The following is a 16,950-nucleotide window of genomic DNA, read 5'->3' as shown; positions in this document are numbered from 1 at the left end:
GGCATGAGCGACATCCAGCCGGACAACGTCGTCCGCACGTACATCGACACCCACCGCGACGCCTTCCTCGACGACCTCGCCGAGTGGCTGCGCATCCCCTCCGTCTCGGCCCAGCCCGAGCACGCGGGTGACGTACGGCGCAGCGCCGAATGGCTGGCTGCGAAGCTCAAGGAGACCGGCTTCCCGGTCGCCGAAGTCTGGGAGACGGGCCCCGAGGGCGGCCCTGCCGTCTTCGCCCACTGGCCGAGCGAGGACCCGCACGCGCCGACCGTCCTCGTCTACGGGCACCACGACGTCCAGCCCGCCGCCGTCGCGGACGGCTGGCACACCGACCCGTTCGAGCCGGTGATCCGCGACGGCCGCATGTACGGGCGGGGCGCGGCCGACGACAAGGGGCAGGTGTTCTTCCACACCCTCGGCGTGCGGGCGCACCTGGCGGCCACCGGAGCCGACGCCCCCGCCGTGAACCTCAAGATGATCATCGAGGGCGAGGAGGAGTCCGGCTCCGTCCACTTCCGCGAGCTCGTGGAGGCCCGCGCCGCCGAACTCGCCGCCGACGTCGTGATCGTCTCCGACACCGGCATGTGGTCCGAGACCACCCCCACCGTCTGCACCGGCATGCGCGGCGTCGCGGACTGCGAGATCGACTTCCACGGCCCGGACCAGGACATCCACTCCGGCGCCTTCGGCGGGGCCGTGCCCAACCCGGCCACCGCCGCCGCCCGCCTGGTCGCGGCCCTGCACGACGAGGACGGGCGGGTCACCGTCCCCGGCTTCTACGACAACATCGCCGAGCTCACCGACGCGGAGCGCGCGCTCATCGCCGAGCTGCCCTTCGACGAGTCCGAGTGGCTCCGTACGGCCAAGTCCCACGCGGCCTCCGGCGAGGCCGGGTACTCGACCCTGGAGCGGGTCTGGGCCCGCCCGACGGCCGAGGTCAACGGCATCGGCGGCGGCTACCAGGGCCCTGGCGGCAAGACCATCGTGCCCGCCTCCGCCCACGTGAAGCTGTCGTTCCGCCTGGTGTCGGGGCAGGACCCCTACGAGGTCGAGGCCGCCGTCAGTGACTGGGTCGCGGCCCGGATCCCCGACGGCATCCGCCACTCCATCACCTTCGGCGCCCCCACCCGGCCGTGTCTGACGCCGCTGGACCACCCGGCCCTGCAGTCGGTCGTGCGGGCCATGGGCCGCGCCTTCGGCCAGAAGGTGCGCTTCACGCGCGAGGGCGGCTCCGGCCCCGCCGCCGACCTCCAGGACGTTTTGGACGCGCCCGTCCTCTTCCTCGGAATCTCGGTACCGTCCGACGGCTGGCACTCCCCGAACGAGAAGGTCGAGCTGGACCTCCTGCTCAAGGGCGTCGAGACGACCGCCTACCTCTGGGGAGACCTGGCCGCCGCCCACCGCACGCCGCCCGCGCACACCGAGTAACGAGCACCGAGCACCGCACACCGCCGAGCACCGAGCCTGCCTGTCCCACCACCGGGGGAGTTGGAAGTACCAGTGAGCACCCATACCGAGCGCCCTCTCTCGCTCGCCGCGCCCAGCGGAATCGACCGCGCCGCGCACCACCGCCTCGACGAGGCCTGGCTCGCCGCCGCCTGGAGCCACCCGACGACCCGCGTGTTCGTCGTCTCCGGCGGCCAGGTCCTGATCGACGACACCCCCGACGGGGGCACCGCCATCGTGATGACCCCGGCGTTCGAGGCCCCGGCCACCGAGACGCACCGCTACTTCCTGGGGACCGACGAGGACGGCGTACGGTACTTCGCGCTGCAGAAGGACTCGCTGCCCGGCCGCATGGACCAGTCGGCCCGCCCGGCCGGCCTGCGCGAGGCGGGCCTGTTGCTGAACGACCGCGACGCCGGGCTGATGGTGAACGCGGTGGCGCTGGAGAACTGGCAGCGGCTGCACCGCTTCTGCTCGCGCTGCGGCGAACGCACGGTGGTCGCCGCCGCCGGCCACATCCGCCGCTGCCCGGGCTGCGGCGCGGAGCACTACCCGCGCACCGACCCGGCCGTGATCATGCTGGTCACCGACGAGCAGGACCGGGCGCTGCTGGGCCGCCAGGTGCACTGGCCGGAGGGACGTTTCTCCACCCTCGCCGGCTTCGTGGAGCCGGGCGAGTCGATCGAGCAGTCCGTCGTCCGCGAGGTGTGGGAGGAGGCGGGCATCCGGGTCGGCGCGGTCGAGTACGTGGCCAGCCAGCCGTGGCCCTTCCCGTACAGCCTGATGCTGGGCTTCACGGCCCGCGCCACCACCTGCGACATCACGGTGGACGGCGAGGAGATCCAGGAGGCCCGCTGGTTCTCGCGCGAGGAACTGCGCGCGGCGTTCGAGACGGGCGCGGTTCTGCCGCCCTCGGGCATCTCCATCGCCGCCCGACTGGTCGAGCGCTGGTACGGCGAGCCGCTGCCGAAGGCGGCCTCGTAACCGCCCGGGCCCCCGGCCCGTCGGCTTCGTCACACAAAAAGGCCCCCGCCGCGGCGGGGGCCTTCCTCGTGTCAGACGGCGAGGGCCTGCTTGACCTGCGCGAGGCTCGGGTTCGTCATGACGGACTCGTTGCCGGCGGTGGACTTCACCAGGACGGTGGGGACCGTCTGGTTGCCTCCGTTGGCCTTCTCCACGAACGCGGCGGACGCCGGGTCGAGCTCGATGTTGATCTCGTTGTACGCGATGCCTTCCCGGTCCAGCTGGGTCTTCAGCCGACGGCAGTACCCGCACCAGGTCGTGCTGTACATCGTGACGGTGCCCGTGTCCTGCATGCTGCGCTCTCCTTGGTGAAGGCTCGGTGGTACGCGTAGTCGAACGCACCGGACCCCCGCCGCCATTCCCGCAGGGCCCTTCCCGCGCCGCCGGTGTGACTCATACGACTGATGGCCCCGGCCTGTGGACGGTTTTCCCGCCCGACCCACCCGACCTGGCAGCATGGCGGGGTGACAGCAGCAACGCACTCCTCATCCTTCCCGGGCGGCCCCGCCATCGCCGACTCGGCCGACGCGGTGCTCCTGGGCCTGGACCCGGAGCAGCGGGAGGTCGCGACGACCCTGCGCGGCCCGGTGTGCGTGCTGGCGGGCGCCGGTACCGGCAAGACCCGCGCGATCACCCACCGCATCGCCTACGGCGTCCGCTCCGGCCAGCTCATGCCGGCCAGCGTGCTGGCCGTCACCTTCACCAACCGCGCCGCCGGAGAGATGCGCGGGCGCCTGCGCAGCCTGGGCGCGGGCGGCGTCCAGGCCCGTACCTTCCACTCCGCCGCCCTGCGCCAGCTCCAGTACTTCTGGCCGAAGGCGGTCGGCGGGGACGTGCCCCGGCTGCTGGAGCGCAAGATCCAGCTGGTCGCCGAGGCCGGCGCGCGCTGCCGTGTCCGCCTGGACCGGGGCGAGCTGCGCGATGTGACGGGCGAGATCGAGTGGGCCAAGGTCACCCAGACGGTGCCCGCCGACTATCCGGCGGCCGCCCTCAAGTCGGGCCGCGAGGTCCCCCGGGACATGGCCGAGATCGCCCAGATCTACGGGACGTACGAGCAGCTCAAGCGCGACCGCGCCATGATCGACTTCGAGGACGTGCTGCTCCTCACCGTCGGCATCCTCCAGGACCGCCACGATATCGCGGAGCAGATCCGCGCCCAGTACCAGCACTTCGTCGTCGACGAGTACCAGGACGTCAGCCCGCTCCAGCAGCGGCTGCTGGACCTCTGGCTCGGCGAGCGCGACAGCCTGTGCGTCGTCGGTGACGCCAGCCAGACCATCTACTCCTTCACCGGCGCCACCCCCGACCACCTGCTGAACTTCCGCACCCGCTACCCGCAGGCCACCGTGGTCAAGCTGGTCCGCGACTACCGCTCCACGCCCCAGGTGGTCCACCTGGCCAACGGGCTCCTGAACCAGGCCAAGGGGCGCGCCGCCGAGCACCGCCTGGAGCTGATCTCCCAGCGCGAGGGCGGCCCCGACCCGGTCTACGCCGAATACCCCGACGAGCCCGCCGAGGCCGAGGGCGTCGCCCACCGGATCCGCGACCTGATCGCCGCGGGCGTGCCCGCCGGCGAGATCGCCGTGCTCTACCGCATCAACGCCCAGTCCGAGGTCTACGAGCAGGCCCTCGCCGACGCCGGGGTGCCCTACCAGCTGCGCGGGGCCGAGCGGTTCTTCGAGCGCCAGGAGGTCCAGAAGGCGATCCTCGCGCTGCGCGGCGCGGCCCGCTCCGGCGGGAACGACCCGCTGCTCGACGACATCGTGGAGCTCGGATCCCAGGTGCGGGCGGTGCTCAGCTCCACGGGCTGGACCTCCGAGCCGCCCGCCGGCTCCGGCGCCGTGCGCGACCAGTGGGAATCGGTGGCCGCGCTGGTCCGGCTCGCCGAGGACTTCGCCCGGACCCATCCCGGGGCCACCCTGGCGGACCTCACGGTCGAGCTGGAGGAGCGCAAGGCCGCCCAGCACGCCCCGACCATCCAGGGCGTCACCCTGGCCTCGCTGCACGCGGCGAAGGGCCTGGAGTGGGACGCCGTGTTCCTGGCCGGCCTCACCGACGGCATGATCCCCATCACCTACGCGAAGACCGACGAGCAGATCGAGGAGGAGCGGCGCCTGCTGTACGTGGGCGTCACCCGGGCGCGTGCGCACCTGACGCTTTCCTGGGCGCTCTCCCGGGCTCCCGGCGGCCGGGCCTCGCGACGCCCCAGCCGCTTCCTGATCGGCCTGCGGCCGGGCTCCGCGGCCCCGGGAGGCGGGCCGGGCTCCGCGGCCGAGCGGGGCGCGCGCGGTAGGCGCGGCCGCCGGGGCCCGGTGCTGTGCCGGGTCTGCGGCAAGACCCTGACCGAGGCCGGCGAGCTGAAGCTGATGCGCTGCGAGGACTGCCCCTCCGACATGGACGAAGGGCTCTACGAGCGGCTGCGGGAGTGGCGCGCGGGCCAGGCGAAGCAGCAGGGCCTGCCCCCGTACTGCGTCTTCACGGACAAGACCCTCATGGCGATCGCCGAGGCCGCTCCGGGGGAGGCCGCAGAGCTCTCGATGATCTCCGGAGTGGGCGGCCGCAAGCTTGAGCGGTACGGAGCCGATGTCCTGGCCATATGCACAGGTCAGGAGCCCGGCGGCGAGGATCCTGACGACGCGTGAAAACTCGTCGTAAAAATAGTTTGCACATGCCCAGCGAAGACCCATAGGTTCTTAGCAACGGAAACGGTGGCTTCTCCGAAGCCCTGGATCCGTGCTGTACTTATCCGAATACGTATGGGACAGGCCCCCGGGCCGGGTCCCCGAGACGCCGAGAGGAGGCGAGACCAGTGACCAGCTTCATGACCTTCACCAAAATGACCGATCGCTCGGTCCCCGCTTCCTGCCTGCTCGGTTCCGTCTCCCTCCGGGGTACCGGTGTGTCCGCGATTTCCGCCGACCGCCGCGCCCTGCTGGCGACCCTTGCCGTCAGTGAGCGCAACGAGCGACCGACCCAGGCACCGGTGGCAGTACTGGCAGCAGAAGCTCAGGCGCACGGCGCCTATGGCTCCGGTGCCGCAGCCGGTGCCGGATCCAAGACGCAGCAGACGAAGAAGCAGCAGCACCACCTGATGTGGGCCTTCCGCGGGCTCGAACCCTGGAGTGATCCAGCCTGATCGCATGATCAGGCCGGCGCCTTCAGGGCCGCGGAACCCCACCCGGGATCCGCGGCCCTTCTGTTTGTCCCCGACCGGGGACGACGGAGCGAAGGGGCCACGGGACTGGCAGGACCAGTCGGTGTGAAACCAGCCCAGCCGACCCGGCCGACCGGCCGGAACGACTAGCCGACCAAGACGAGGAAGAAACCACCGTGCAACTCGAAGCGCACGCCCCGTCCGTATCGCAGACCCAAACGATCTCCCCGCCCGCAGTCCCGGAGGACCCCACCTTGACCCCGCTCACCGCGCTGACCGCGCTCGACGACGCCATCGAGAACCTCGGCGTCCCGGTTCCCTGCCGCACCTTCGACCCCGAGGTCTTCTTCGCCGAGTCCCCGGCGGACGTCGAGTACGCCAAGTCGCTCTGCCGCACCTGCCCGCTGGTCGAGGCCTGCCTCGCCGGGGCGACCGAGCGCCGCGAGCCCTGGGGCGTCTGGGGTGGCGAGCTCTTCGTCCAGGGTGTCGTCGTAGCCCGGAAGCGGCCCCGCGGCCGCCCGCGCAAGAACCCGGTCGTCTCGGCATGACCGCCCTCGGCACCATCGACCGCCCCGTCACGCACGACCCCTTGAAGCAGGCCCTCATGACCGCCCACACCACGAGCGAGCAGCCCCACGGCGCCGCCCACGCAGACTTCATCACCGCCGGCGCGAACACCTCGCGTCAGAACAGGACCCGCGAAATGCAACTCATCCCAGAAGCCCTGGCCCGTGCCCATATGGACGACCGCATGCGCGAGGTGGACGCCGAGCGTCACGCCCTGCGCCTGGTCGCCGCCCGCCGCATGCAGCGGCGAGCCGAGCGCGTCTCGATGCGCGCCCGCCGCGCGCTGGCCATGGCCGTCATGCACTAAGAGCTGAAGAACAGCACCTCCGGGGGGACCGGTCCGAACGGACCGGTCCCCCCGGGGCGTTGCGGACGGCTGTCCGCCCCCGACGGGGATATCGTCTGAAGGTGGACCATCCGACACCCCACCCCACCCCGTCGGGATCCGAGGCCCAGCCCGTCGTCTGCGCGCGCTGCGGCACCCAGGCTCCCGACGGCCCCCCGCCCACCTGGACCTGCTCCGTGGAGAACGGCACCAGACAGTTCTTCTGCGTCGACTGCGCGCGCGCCAACCTCCGGGCCATCGAAGGCAGGCTCGACTCCTCCTGGTGGTGACCCGCTACGGCCTCACTCCGAGGCGGCGAACCCCGGTAGCCAGGCGTCCAGTTCGTCCCGCAGCCGCACCGTCGCGCCCAGCTGGCACATCACGCCTATGGTGCTGAGCGTCACCCGGTGGATCAGCAGGTACGAGGGCGGCAGGTTGATCTGGCGGCCCAACTGGTGCGCGGGGGAGCGGGGATCGGCGATCCGCGCCGCCTGGCCGCGCAGCCACGGCCGCGTGAAGGTGAACTCCTCCGCCTCGGCCGGCTCCAGCATCGGCCTGAGGTAGTCCAGCACCGCCTCCGGGTCCAGGTCGACGGACTCCTTGACGAACCCCTCGGCGCGCAGGTGCCCGTAGACCCCCTCGGCGTCATCGTCCAGCGTCATCCGCAGCGAGCGTCCGATGGGCTTCGGCCAGCCGCCGGGGAGCCGGTCGACGGTGCCGAAGTCCAGGACGCCCAGCCGCATCCGGCCGTCCGCCCCCGTGATCAGCCGGAAGTTGCCCGGGTGCGGGTCCGCGTGCAGCAGACCGGTGCGCGCGGGACCGGAGAAGAGGAAGCCGGCCAGCAGCTGTCCGGCCCGGTCGCGCTCCTCCTGGGTGCCGTCGGCTATCACCTCCGACAGCGGGGTCCCCTCCAGCCACTCGGTGACCAGCACCTGGTCGCCCTGGTGCACCACGTCCGGCACGCACACGTCCGGATCGTCCACGAAGGCGTCCGCGTGCGTCCGCTGGGCCTCGGCCTCCAGCTCGTAGTCGAGCTCCTCCGAGACCCGGTCGCGCAACTCCTTGATGAGCGGCTTGATTTCCATGCCGGGGATCAGCGGCCCCAGCAGGCCCGCGAACCGGCCCAGCTGCTTCAGGTCCGACAGCAGCGCCTCTCCGGCCCCCGGGTACTGGACCTTGACCGCCACCTGCCGGCCGTCGTGCCACACGGCCCGGTGCACCTGCCCGATGGAGGCCGCCGCGGCCGGCTTGTCCTCGAACTCCTCGAACAGGTCCCGCCAGTCCGCGCCGAGGCGCTCCGCCAGCACCTGGTGCACCGTCGCCGCGGGCAGTGGCGGGGCCGCCTCCTGGAGCTTGGTCAGCGCCGCCCGGTAAGGTCCCGCGACCTCCTCCGGCAGAGCCGACTCGAAGACCGAGAGCGCCTGCCCGAACTTCATGGCACCGCCCTTCAGCTCCCCGAGCGTGCGGAACAACTGCTCGGCGGTGCGCTGCTGCAGCTCGCGCGCCACTATCTCCGCCGACTTGCCGCCTATCCGTTTGGTCAGCCCCCACGTGGCCCGACCGGCGATGCCGAGCGGCAGCACGGCCAGCTTGGCGGTACGGGTGACCGCCTTCCGGGGAAGATCAGACATGCGCCCCTCCATTTCCCAGACAGCTGCGCCGCAAGCGGCGGTTTCGGGAAGGCCCTTCGGCCCGACAGACCCAACCCACGCATCCTGTCATGGCCCTCCCGGCCGGTCTGCTGCCGATCCTCCCGCGACGTGCGCGAGCGCGGCCGGGGCGTCGCCCGTCGCGCGGCACGGACAGTCGGGGTGCGGGCGGACGGGGGTGGGCTCCCAGTGGAGGGCGGGCAGGGCCGCCTCCCAGCGGGACCCGGTGGAGGCGGGCAGTTCGCCGTCGAGGAAGGAGAGCGCGTGCGCGGCGGCCAGGCCGGCCACCGCCGTGGACAGGCCCAGGTCGCAGGCGGCGCCCGACCGGCGGCGGTGCGCCGAGCGCCACTGCACGAGCATGCGCGGCCAGGCCGTGTCCCGGTCCACGCGCTCGCGCTCCATGCACCCCGCGCAGGCGGTCGCCCCCGGCAGGACCAGCGGACCCACCACCCCGGTCCCCTCCAACACCCCCGCATACAGGTGGGGCACGCCCGAGGCGACCCAGTCGGCCGCGGTGTCCGGATCGGGGGCCCAGGCCTGCAGCCCGTCCCGCGGGGCGACGACCACCAGGGCCAGCCCCGGCTCCGGGCCCTCGGCCTCGCCCGCCCGCGGGGCACGCGCCGGGGCCGACTCCCGCACCAGTTTCCCCGCGGCCTCGGCCCGCAGCCGGCCCACGCTCCCGGGACCCAGACCGCCCGGCGCCACGTCGGCCGCCTCCACCCGGCCGCCGTCGAGCACCTCGACCCGGCCGACGCCGGCGCCGGCCAGCACCGCCGCGATCAGGGCCCCCACCCGGCCGCTCCCGCGCACCCGCACCCGTATCGTCCGGCGCGCGGCGACCCCCAGTAAGTCGCCGCCCGGCCGCCGGTGGACCAGGGACAGCGAAGCCAGATCGGGCCCGAGCCGTTCCAGGGCCTGCGGATGCCCCCGTACGGCCTGGGCCCGCGGGCCGCCCGCGGTGGCGTCGTCGAGCAGACCGGCCCCCGCCAGCCGCCTGACCAGTTCGTCGGCCTGCCTCTGCGGCAGTCCCATCGCCGAGGCCTCGGCCCGCAGCCGGTCCATGCCGCGCGTCCCGTCGATCCGGTCGAGCAGCGCACCCGTCGCCGTGTCCACGGGGCCGAGCACCACCGCATGCGCCGGGGTCACCCCGAACTGCACCGTCTGCATATCCCGCCAGGCCCGCGCCAAGGCCGGCTTCACCTTCGGATACATGTCCCGTCCCCCTCATTTCCCGTGCGGAGCGGGGCCGCCCCGTTTCCGCTTCTCCCGCAACACTGCCCGTCCTTGGGAATCCGTGCCGGAATTTGTCCACAGGTGGGGCGTATTAGGTATATGAGATGAAGAGAAATGCGGTTTCGGATAGCCGCCGTGAATCGGTCATGTTCGAACCCTGGACGCGCGGGACTTCCGTCACCGCTTACGGGTAACGTCGTGGCGTGTCCGCCGACCCACCGCAGAGCACCGTCGAAGTCCGCCGGAGCGCGCGCCGCCGCAGGACCGTATCCGCCTATCGCGAGGGTGACCGTACGGTCGTCCTCATCCCTGCCCGGATGTCCGAGGCGGAGGAGCGGCGCTGGGTGGGCGTCATGCTCGACAAGCTGGCGGCCCAGGAGAGCAAACGCACCTTCGGCGACGCGGAACTCACCGAGCGCGCCGAGCGTTTGTCCGAGCAGTACTTCAGCGGCCGCGCCCGCCCCCGCTCGGTCCGCTGGGTCACCAACCAGAACACCCGCTGGGGCTCCTGCACCCCGGCCGAAGGCAGCATCCGGCTCTCCCACCGGCTCCAGGGGATGCCCGAGTACGTCGTCGACTACGTACTCCTCCACGAGCTGGCCCACCTCCTCGTGCCCGGCCACGGCCCCCGCTTCTGGGAACTCCTGGAGGCGTACCCGCGCACCGAGCGGGCCCGCGGGTACCTGGAGGGCGTCGTGGCGGCCGAGCGTCTTCCCCAGGTCCCGGCCGCCCGCGAGGAGTGAGCCCGCAGGACCGCTCCCCACCCGTGACGTCACACGGCGACGTCACACAGCGTGATATGTACCGGGTCGGTACCGACTTGGCCCGATGTCGGCAGTTGCCGTTAGCCTGAGCGGCACGTATTCACAGTCGGGATGGGGGACGGTCGTTACGTATGGCCAGGGAATTCCAACGCGGCCACAAGGCCAAGATCAGTGACCTGACGGCGGGCACCGATCTGTATGTAGGCGTGCAGATCGCCGGGCCCGGACTCACCTTCGACATCAGCTGTTTCGGCCTCGACGCCAACGAGCAGCTGTCGGACGACCGGTACTTCGTCTTCTTCAACCAGCCGAAGTCGCCGGAAGAGTCCATTCAGCAGCTCGGGCCGCAGGCCGGTGACACCGAATCCTTCCGGGTGACCCTGGACCGGATTCCGGCGTCCATCCACAAGCTGTCCTTCACCGCCACCATCGACGGCGCCGGACAGATGTCGCAGATCGGCCCGGGCCACATCCGGATCGTGGCGGGCGGCGAAGAGGTCGTCCGGTACGCGTTCACCGGTGCGGAGTTCACCACCGAGCGGGCCGTGATGCTCGGCGACTTCTACCTGAAGGACGTGTGGCGCTTCGCCGCCGTCGGCCAGGGCTTCGACGGCGGCCTCGACGCGCTGCTGCGCAACTTCGGCGGCGAAGTCGCCGAGGAGGCGCAGCCGGCCCAGCAGGCCCCGGCCGCCGCCGCGCCCGGATTCGCGCCCCCGCCGCAGGCGGCCGCCCCCGCCCCGGCTCCGTCCTTCGGCGCCCCGGCCCAGGCGCCCGTCCCCGCTCCGGCCCCGGCCGCCGCTCCGGCTCCCGCGCCGTCCTTCGGCGCGCCCGCGCCCGCCCCGGCCCCGCAGCCGCAGGCGTATCAGCAGCCGGCGCCCGCCGCCCCGGTGCACGCCGCGCCCACCATGGCCGCGCCGTTCGCCCCGCCCGCCCCCGCCCCGTACGGCCAGCCGCCGCAGCAGCAGCCCTCGTACGGCCAGGTCCCGGGCCAGGTGCCGCCGCCCGCCCCGGCTCCCGCCCCCTACGGGCAGCAGCCGCAGCCGGGCTACGGCCAGGTCCCGGGCCACGTCCCCGGCCAGGTCCCGGGCTACGCCCCGCAGGGCATGGCCCCCGCCGGAGGCGGACTCGCCGCCGCGCTCCAGCCCTACAAGGAAGCCCCCACCGGCTCCCGCTGGACCGCGCAGAACCAGCAGCTCATGCGCGTCGACCTCGCGATGGGCGGCCAGGCCGTCCTCGCCCGCCAGGGCAGCATGGTCCTGTACCAGGGCAAGGTCGACTTCAGCTACAAGGGCGCGGGCTTCGCCGGCCGCATCGTCGGCAACGCCACCGGCCAGGAGATGCAGCTGATGCGCTGCACCGGCCGCGGCCAGGTCTTCCTCGCGGAGAACGGCGCCCACCTGCACGCCATCGAGCTCCAGGGCGACGGGATCTGCGTCTCCGCCGAGAACGTGCTCGCCTTCGACGAGTCGCTCCAGCACGAGGTCCGCCGCATCGAGGGCCACGGCATCCCCGGCGGCGCCCTGTTCACCATGCAGTTCCAGGGCACCGGCACCGTGATCGTCAAGACGCACGGCGTCCCGGTGGTCCTGCCCGTCACGCCGACCACCTTCGCGGACAGCAACGCCATCGTGGCGTGGTCCTCCGCCTCCCAGGTGATCCTGTCCAGCCAGGTCCGGCTGCGGCGCAACGCCTACCCCGGCCACAGCGGGGAGACCGTGAACCTCCAGTTCCGCGGCGCTCCCGGCAACTTCATCGTCGTCCAGCCGTACGAGGTCTGAGGGAGCCCGACATGAACGCAATGAACCAACAGCTCGCGGGCTACGCCCCGACCCCCGTCACGGCCCGCATGGAGAACCACGGCCGGTCCATGCTCAAGGTCGCCATGCAGAGCGGCCAGGACCTCTTCGCCCGCACCGGCTCGATGGTCGCCTACGAGGGCTTCGTGCAGTACGAGCCCAACCCGCCCGCCGTCCGCCAGATGGCGGCGCAGTGGGTCACCGGCGAAGGCGCACCGCTGATGAAGTGCACCGGCGACGGCCTGCTCTACCTCGCGGACTACGGCGCCGACGTCGTCGTCATCAACCTCAACAACGACTCGCTCTCGGTCAACGGCACCAACCTGCTCGCCTTCGACGCGCACCTCCAGTGGGGCGTCGAGCGGGTCAAGGGACTCGCCAAGTTCGCCGGCCAGGGCCTGTTCAACGTGCAGGTCGCGGGTACCGGCTGGGTCGCCCTCACCTCCCGCGGCACCCCGATGGTGGTCGACTGCGGCCGCGGCGAGGACGAGACGTACGTCGACCCGGACGCGCTCGTCGCCTGGTCGCCGAACCTCAAGGTGAAGGGCAAGCGCAGCTTCAAGGCCTCGTCGATGATCGGCCGGGGCAGCGGGGAGGCCTACCAGATGGCCTTCTCCGGCCAGGGAATCGTCGTCGTGCAGCCCAGCGAGGACAGCACCGACCGGCTCCGGGCCCGGGGCTGAGGGGGAGCGGACACATCATGCAGAGCACACTTTTCGCCCACGCCGAAGCGCAGTCCCAGGACCGCTACACCGTCCAGAACCCGCAGCTGCTGCGGGTCTCGCTGACCGGCTCCGACGACGTACTCGCCCGCAAGGGCGCGATGGTGGCCTACCAGGGGCTCATCGACTTCGACGGCGAGTACCAGAGCACCAGCCAGCGGGGTGCCCGCCGGCGCACCGGCGAGGGCCTGGACCTCATGCGCTGCTCCGGGCAGGGCACGGTCTACCTGGCCAACCTCGCCCAGTACGTGCACGTCGTGGACGTGGACCAGGAGGGCCTGACGGTCGACAGCAGCTACGTGCTGGCCCTGGACTCCACCCTGCACACCGAGGTCATCGCGGTGGACAGCCAGTACGGGATCTCCGGATCCGGCAAGTACCAGCTCAACATCACCGGCCGCGGCAAGGTCGCGCTGATGACCTCCGGCCAGCCGCTGATGATGCACGTCACGCCCGACAAGTACGTCAACGTCGACGCGGACGCGATCGTCGCCTGGTCGACCTCGCTGCGCGTGCAGATGCAGGCCCAGACGCACTCCAGCGGAGTCTGGCGCCGGCGCGGCAACACCGGTGAGGGCTGGGAGCTCAGCTTCCTCGGCACCGGTTACGCGCTGGTGCAGCCCAGCGAGGCGCTGCCGCCGCAGAACGCCCAGCTCGGACAGGGCGTCGCGGCGCAGTTCGGCATGGGACAGCACGGTTCCCACGCGCAGAACCAGAACAACGCCTGGAACTAGCCTTCCGGCAGGCGCCACGGCGAAGGGGCGGCCCCGTCAGGGACCGCCCCTTCGTCACGCCCGCGGGTCAGCCCCGCCGTCACGCCAGCGGCTCACGCGGGTCAGCCCCGCAGTCGCTCCAGGGTCGCCTCCATCAGCCGCACGACCGAGGCGTCGGCCACCGCCGCCACCTCCTCGTACGGGAACCAGCGCAGGTCCAGGGACTCCTCGCTGATCTCGGCCTCCGCACCGGCCGGAGCCAGCGCCGCGTACTGCACGTCCAGGTGCCAGTTGCACGGCGCCGGGATCGGATGGCGGTCCAGGCGCACCGGCCCGCCCGCGAGCAGCGTCAGCCCCGAGGCGATGCCCGACTCCTCGCGGGCCTCGCGCAGCGCCACGTCCGCGAGGGTGGCGTCGCCGGACTCGCAGTGGCCGCCCATCTGGAGCCACATGCCGAGCTTGCGGTGCAGGGTCAGCAGGACGCGCCCGCGCTCGGGGTCGATCACCAGCGCACTGCCCGTGACGTGCCCGGCCTGACAGGGCTTGTAGACCCCGTCCGGATGGGCCGCCAGGTGCTCCAGGTAGAGGTCGCGCAGCTCGGGCTGGCCCTCGTAGGTCTTCAGTACGAGGACCGCGTCTTCGTGCAGGCTCACTTCTTGTCGTCGCCGTCCTCTTCGCGCTTCTCGGCGGCCTCGCCGAGCATCTTGTCGATCTCGGAGAAGTCCAGCTGCTCGCGGTGCACGAAGCCGTCCGGGTCGTCCAGGTCGGAGGCCGTCGGCAGCATGTCCGGGTGCTCCCACAGCCCGTCGCGGCCGTCCACGCCCCGCGCGTCGGTCAGCGAGGCCCACAGCCGCGAGGCGTCGCGCAGCCGCCGCGGGCGCAGCTCCAGGCCGATCAGCGTCGCGAAGGTCTGCTCCGCCGGTCCGCCCGAGGCGCGCCGCCGGCGCATGGTCTCGCGCATGGCGTCCGCCGAGGTCAGGCGCGGCTTCGCGGCCTCGTGCACCACCGCGTCGACCCAGCCCTCGACCAGCGCGAGCGCCGTCTCCAGGCGGGCCAGGGCGGCCTTCTGCTCGGGGGTGTCCTCCGGCTGGAACATGCCGCCCTGGAGCGCCTCCTGCAGCTGCTCCGGATTCGACGGGTCCAGCTGGCCGACCACGTCCTCCAGCTTCGAGGTGTCGACCTTGATGCCGCGGGCGTAGCCCTCGACCGCGCCGAACAGGTGCGAGCGCAGCCACGGCACGTGCGCGAAGAGACGCGCGTGGGCCGCCTCGCGCAGGGCCAGGTACAGCCGCACCTCGTCCGAGGGGACGCCCAGGTCCTTGCCGAAGCCCTCGATGTTCAGCGGCAGCAGCGCGGCCTTGCCGGCCGGACCCAGCGGCAGCCCGATGTCGGTGGAGCCGACGACCTCGCCCGCGAGCACCCCCACGGCCTGGCCGATCTGCTGACCGAACATGGCGCCGCCCATGGAGCGCATCATGCCGAGCAGCGGGCCCGCCATCGCCTGCATCTCCTCGGGCAGCACGCTGCCCATGGCCGCGCCGACGCGCTCCGCGACCGGGTCCACCAGCTCCTTCCACACCGGCAGGGTGGCCTCCACCCACTCGGCGCGGCTCCACGCGACGGCCGTGGTGGCGCCCGACGGCAGCGAGGTCACGCCGTCCAGCCAGTGGTCCGCGAGGCGCACGGCCTCCTCCACGGCGGACTTCTCGGCGACGCCGACGCTCGTGTCCTTCACGCCGTCCGCCGTGCCCTGGGCGACGGTCCGGCGGGCGATGTCCTTGGCCATGTCCCAGTTCACGGGACCGCCCTCGTAGCTGAGCATCTGGCCGAGCTGCTGGAAGGCCGCGCCGAGGTCGTTCGGGTTCATCGCGCCGAACATCGCGGCGAACGGGTTGTCCGCACCACCGAAGCCGCCGGCGCCGCCCGCGCCGCCCGGCAGGCCCATGCCCGGGAACCCGAAGGGATTCGCAGGGCCGCCCTGACCGCCCTCGTTGCCCTTCTTCTTGCCCTCGTCGCCGTTCTCCGGCTCCTCCGGCGGAAGGCCGAATCCGAATGGGGTCTCGCTCACGGGTTTCCTCGGCTCGTAGGGCCGCCGGCGGGAGCCGACGGGCAATGGTCCGACAACACCACCCAGCGTAGACACCCGAACCGCATACGGGCTCGGTGCTCCGCCGGCTCCTGGGCTGCGGCAGGATGGACGTCAACTGGTAGGTACGCGTCACGGCGCGTCCCCACTGAAGACAACCGCTGGAGACGCCTGGTGAGTTCCCCGGATCCGCACGCTTTGGACAAGCACAGCTCGGACGAGCACAGGCCCGCGCCCAACGACGCCGAAAACCGCCCAGAGCGGGGCGACAGCGCCGACGGTGTTCGCCAGCCGCGTAACGCGGCCCTACGGGGCCCCGTGATCGCGGTGACCGGCGCCGCGTCCGGTGTCGGCGCGGCCCTGGTGAGCCGCCTGGCCGTCTCGGACGAGGTCAAGCAGGTCGTGGCCATCGACGAGCGGCGCGGTGACTGCGCGGCCGCGCAGTGGCACATCCTGGACGTACGGGACCCCGCCATCGCCGAGAAGCTGCGCGGCGCGGACGTCGTGGTCCACCTCGCCCTGGACCTCGACCTGGAGACGGACCCGGCCGCCCGCACCGCGTACAACGTGCGCGGCACCCAGACCGTCCTCACGGCGGCCGCCGCGGCCGGCGTGCACCGGGTCGTGCTCTGCACCTCGGCGATGGTCTACGGGGCCCTGCCGGACAACGACATCCCGCTGTCGGAGGACTCCGAGCTGCGCGCCACCGCCGAGGCCACGGGCGTCGGCGACCTGCTGGAGATCGAACGCCTCGGGCGGCGCGCCCCGCGCGCGCACCCGGGCCTGAACGTCACCGTGATCCGCCCGGCCGTCCTGGTCGGCGGCACCGACACGGCCCTGACCCGCTACTTCGAGTCCCCGCGCCTGCTCGTGGTGGCCGGCTCCCGCCCCACCTGGCAGTTCTGCCACGTGGACGACCTGGTCAGCGCCCTGGAGTACGCGGCCCTGGAAAAGGTCGAGGGCGAGCTGGCCGTGGGCTGCGAGGGGTGGCTGGAGCAGGAGGAGGTCGAGGAGCTGAGCGGCATCCGCCGCATGGAGCTGCCCTCGGCGGTCGCGCTGGGCGCGGCGGCCCGGCTGCACCGGATCGGCCTGACGCCGTCCCCGGCGGGCGACCTGGCGTACACGATGCACCCGTGGGTGGTCAGCGTCAGCGGGCTGCACGCGGCGGGCTGGCGGCCGCGCTGGACCAATGAGGAGGTGCTGGCCGAGCTCCTCCAGGAGGTGGCGGGCCGGCACACCGTGGCGGGGCGGCGGCTGGGGCGCAAGGACGCCACCGCCGCGGGCGCCGCGGGTGCGACGGTCGCGCTGCTGGGCGCCGCCGCGGTGGTCCGCGCCGCCCGTCGGCGCAGGGGGATCTGACCGGGCCGGGCCGGGGCCGGGTCCCGGGAGGTGCGGCGCCGTCTCCGGGGCGCCGCACCCGGCCCCCGGATCCCCGGGTTCGTAGGAGGATCCCAAGGTGGCGGGTGCGGCAC

17 protein-coding genes are annotated in these 16,950 nt (G+C 72.6%); 12 read left to right on the top strand and 5 right to left on the bottom strand.

The features are described from left to right. The first annotated feature begins 3 nt into the window (after nt 1-3). Together ACF059_RS02405 and nudC are read left to right on the top strand one after the other, a co-directional pair. The gene (locus tag ACF059_RS02405; RefSeq protein WP_392050315.1) at nt 4-1,428 is read left to right on the top strand and encodes a dipeptidase; all 1,425 of its coding nucleotides are present in this window, start codon (nt 4-6) and stop codon (nt 1,426-1,428) included. 60 nt (nt 1,429-1,488) lie between these two features. Then, complete coding sequence (nudC, locus tag ACF059_RS02400; RefSeq protein ID WP_392050313.1) at nt 1,489-2,430, top strand: NAD(+) diphosphatase; 942 nt, start codon at nt 1,489-1,491, stop codon at nt 2,428-2,430. Between the two features lie 71 nt (nt 2,431-2,501). Here nudC and ACF059_RS02395 read toward each other — a convergent pair whose 3' ends face one another. Beyond that, a complete protein-coding gene (locus ACF059_RS02395) occupies nt 2,502-2,762 on the bottom strand; it encodes a mycoredoxin (RefSeq protein WP_360888045.1) in 261 nt (86 codons plus the stop codon). Nucleotides 2,763-2,873: 111 nt separating this feature from the next. Between ACF059_RS02395 and ACF059_RS02390 the strand changes: the two genes are divergently transcribed. The 5 genes from ACF059_RS02390 (at nt 2,874) to ACF059_RS02370 (ending at nt 6,805) form a co-directional block, all read left to right on the top strand. Continuing rightward, nucleotides 2,874-5,111 (top strand): ATP-dependent DNA helicase UvrD2, encoded by a 2,238-nt coding sequence (locus tag ACF059_RS02390; RefSeq protein WP_392050311.1) that lies wholly within the window; start codon nt 2,874-2,876, stop codon nt 5,109-5,111. Between the two features lie 167 nt (nt 5,112-5,278). Then, the gene (locus ACF059_RS02385) at nt 5,279-5,605 is read left to right on the top strand and encodes a hypothetical protein (protein WP_392050309.1); all 327 of its coding nucleotides are present in this window, start codon (nt 5,279-5,281) and stop codon (nt 5,603-5,605) included. A gap of 194 nt (nt 5,606-5,799) precedes the next feature. Further along, on the top strand, nt 5,800-6,171 hold the full coding sequence (locus tag ACF059_RS02380; protein ID WP_392050306.1) for a WhiB family transcriptional regulator: 372 nt from the start codon (nt 5,800-5,802) through the stop codon (nt 6,169-6,171). After that, nucleotides 6,168-6,497 carry a hypothetical protein gene (locus ACF059_RS02375; RefSeq protein ID WP_361949537.1) on the top strand — a complete coding sequence of 110 codons (330 nt, stop codon included), beginning with the start codon at nt 6,168-6,170 and terminating at the stop codon, nt 6,495-6,497. Before ACF059_RS02380 ends, ACF059_RS02375 begins: the two co-directional genes overlap by 4 nt. Nucleotides 6,498-6,598: 101 nt before the next feature. Beyond that, the gene (locus ACF059_RS02370) at nt 6,599-6,805 is read left to right on the top strand and encodes a hypothetical protein (protein WP_361949535.1); all 207 of its coding nucleotides are present in this window, start codon (nt 6,599-6,601) and stop codon (nt 6,803-6,805) included. Nucleotides 6,806-6,817: 12 nt separating this feature from the next. Here ACF059_RS02370 and ACF059_RS02365 read toward each other — a convergent pair whose 3' ends face one another. Both ACF059_RS02365 and ACF059_RS02360 read right to left on the bottom strand, forming a co-directional pair. Next, a complete protein-coding gene (locus ACF059_RS02365) occupies nt 6,818-8,146 on the bottom strand; it encodes an ABC1 kinase family protein (protein ID WP_392050304.1) in 1,329 nt (442 codons plus the stop codon). An 87-nt stretch (nt 8,147-8,233) separates the two neighbouring features. Beyond that, nucleotides 8,234-9,376, bottom strand: a complete 1,143-nt coding sequence (locus ACF059_RS02360) for a ThiF family adenylyltransferase (protein ID WP_392050301.1) — start codon at nt 9,374-9,376, stop codon at nt 8,234-8,236. A gap of 224 nt (nt 9,377-9,600) precedes the next feature. Here ACF059_RS02360 and ACF059_RS02355 point away from each other — a divergent pair, with 224 nt between their 5' ends. The 4 genes from ACF059_RS02355 to ACF059_RS02340 all read left to right on the top strand — a co-directional run bounded on the left by ACF059_RS02355 (nt 9,601) and on the right by ACF059_RS02340 (nt 13,413). Next, nucleotides 9,601-10,140 carry a M48 family metallopeptidase gene (locus ACF059_RS02355; protein WP_360888065.1) on the top strand — a complete coding sequence of 180 codons (540 nt, stop codon included), beginning with the start codon at nt 9,601-9,603 and terminating at the stop codon, nt 10,138-10,140. Between the two features lie 152 nt (nt 10,141-10,292). Further along, on the top strand, nt 10,293-11,939 hold the full coding sequence (locus ACF059_RS02350; protein ID WP_392050298.1) for a TerD family protein: 1,647 nt from the start codon (nt 10,293-10,295) through the stop codon (nt 11,937-11,939). A gap of 20 nt (nt 11,940-11,959) precedes the next feature. After that, entirely contained in the window at nt 11,960-12,640 is a 681-nt protein-coding gene (locus ACF059_RS02345) for an AIM24 family protein (RefSeq protein ID WP_360888748.1), read from the top strand. 17 nt (nt 12,641-12,657) lie between these two features. Beyond that, a complete protein-coding gene (locus ACF059_RS02340) occupies nt 12,658-13,413 on the top strand; it encodes an AIM24 family protein (protein WP_392050295.1) in 756 nt (251 codons plus the stop codon). 101 nt (nt 13,414-13,514) lie between these two features. On the opposite strand, the gene ACF059_RS02335 is transcribed toward ACF059_RS02340, so the two are convergent. Both ACF059_RS02335 and ACF059_RS02330 read right to left on the bottom strand, forming a co-directional pair. Then, on the bottom strand, nt 13,515-14,045 hold the full coding sequence (locus ACF059_RS02335; RefSeq protein ID WP_392050292.1) for an NUDIX hydrolase: 531 nt from the start codon (nt 14,043-14,045) through the stop codon (nt 13,515-13,517). Continuing rightward, nucleotides 14,042-15,460: a zinc-dependent metalloprotease gene (locus tag ACF059_RS02330; RefSeq protein ID WP_392050289.1), complete on the bottom strand. Its 1,419-nt coding sequence runs from the start codon at nt 15,458-15,460 to the stop codon at nt 14,042-14,044. The genes ACF059_RS02335 and ACF059_RS02330 overlap by 4 nt, the downstream gene beginning before the upstream one ends. Nucleotides 15,461-15,652: 192 nt before the next feature. Between ACF059_RS02330 and ACF059_RS02325 the strand changes: the two genes are divergently transcribed. After that, nucleotides 15,653-16,837 carry an SDR family oxidoreductase gene (locus ACF059_RS02325; RefSeq protein WP_392050286.1) on the top strand — a complete coding sequence of 395 codons (1,185 nt, stop codon included), beginning with the start codon at nt 15,653-15,655 and terminating at the stop codon, nt 16,835-16,837. Nucleotides 16,838-16,950: the final 113 nt, after the last annotated feature.

This window comes from Streptomyces sp. NPDC016562, assembly GCF_043076955.1.
Classification (GTDB): domain Bacteria; phylum Actinomycetota; class Actinomycetes; order Streptomycetales; family Streptomycetaceae; genus Streptomyces.
Note: the sequence above shows the minus strand (reverse complement) of the source record. Positions and strands in the feature narration are given on the sequence as shown.

Bases quoted from the DNA above. Each gene is read 5' to 3' on its own strand.
- ACF059_RS02405 (WP_392050315.1), top strand. From the start codon at position 4: ATGAGCGACATCCAGCCGGACAACGTCGTCCGCACGTACATCGACACC.
- ACF059_RS02395 (WP_360888045.1), bottom strand. From the start codon at position 2,762: ATGCAGGACACGGGCACCGTCACGATGTACAGCACGACCTGGTGCGGG.
- ACF059_RS02390 (WP_392050311.1), top strand. From the start codon at position 2,874: ATGGCCCCGGCCTGTGGACGGTTTTCCCGCCCGACCCACCCGACCTGG.
- ACF059_RS02375 (WP_361949537.1), top strand. From the start codon at position 6,168: ATGACCGCCCTCGGCACCATCGACCGCCCCGTCACGCACGACCCCTTG.
- ACF059_RS02365 (WP_392050304.1), bottom strand. From the start codon at position 8,146: ATGTCTGATCTTCCCCGGAAGGCGGTCACCCGTACCGCCAAGCTGGCC.
- ACF059_RS02360 (WP_392050301.1), bottom strand. From the start codon at position 9,376: ATGTATCCGAAGGTGAAGCCGGCCTTGGCGCGGGCCTGGCGGGATATG.
- ACF059_RS02350 (WP_392050298.1), top strand. From the start codon at position 10,293: ATGGCCAGGGAATTCCAACGCGGCCACAAGGCCAAGATCAGTGACCTG.
- ACF059_RS02345 (WP_360888748.1), top strand. From the start codon at position 11,960: ATGAACCAACAGCTCGCGGGCTACGCCCCGACCCCCGTCACGGCCCGC.
- ACF059_RS02340 (WP_392050295.1), top strand. From the start codon at position 12,658: ATGCAGAGCACACTTTTCGCCCACGCCGAAGCGCAGTCCCAGGACCGC.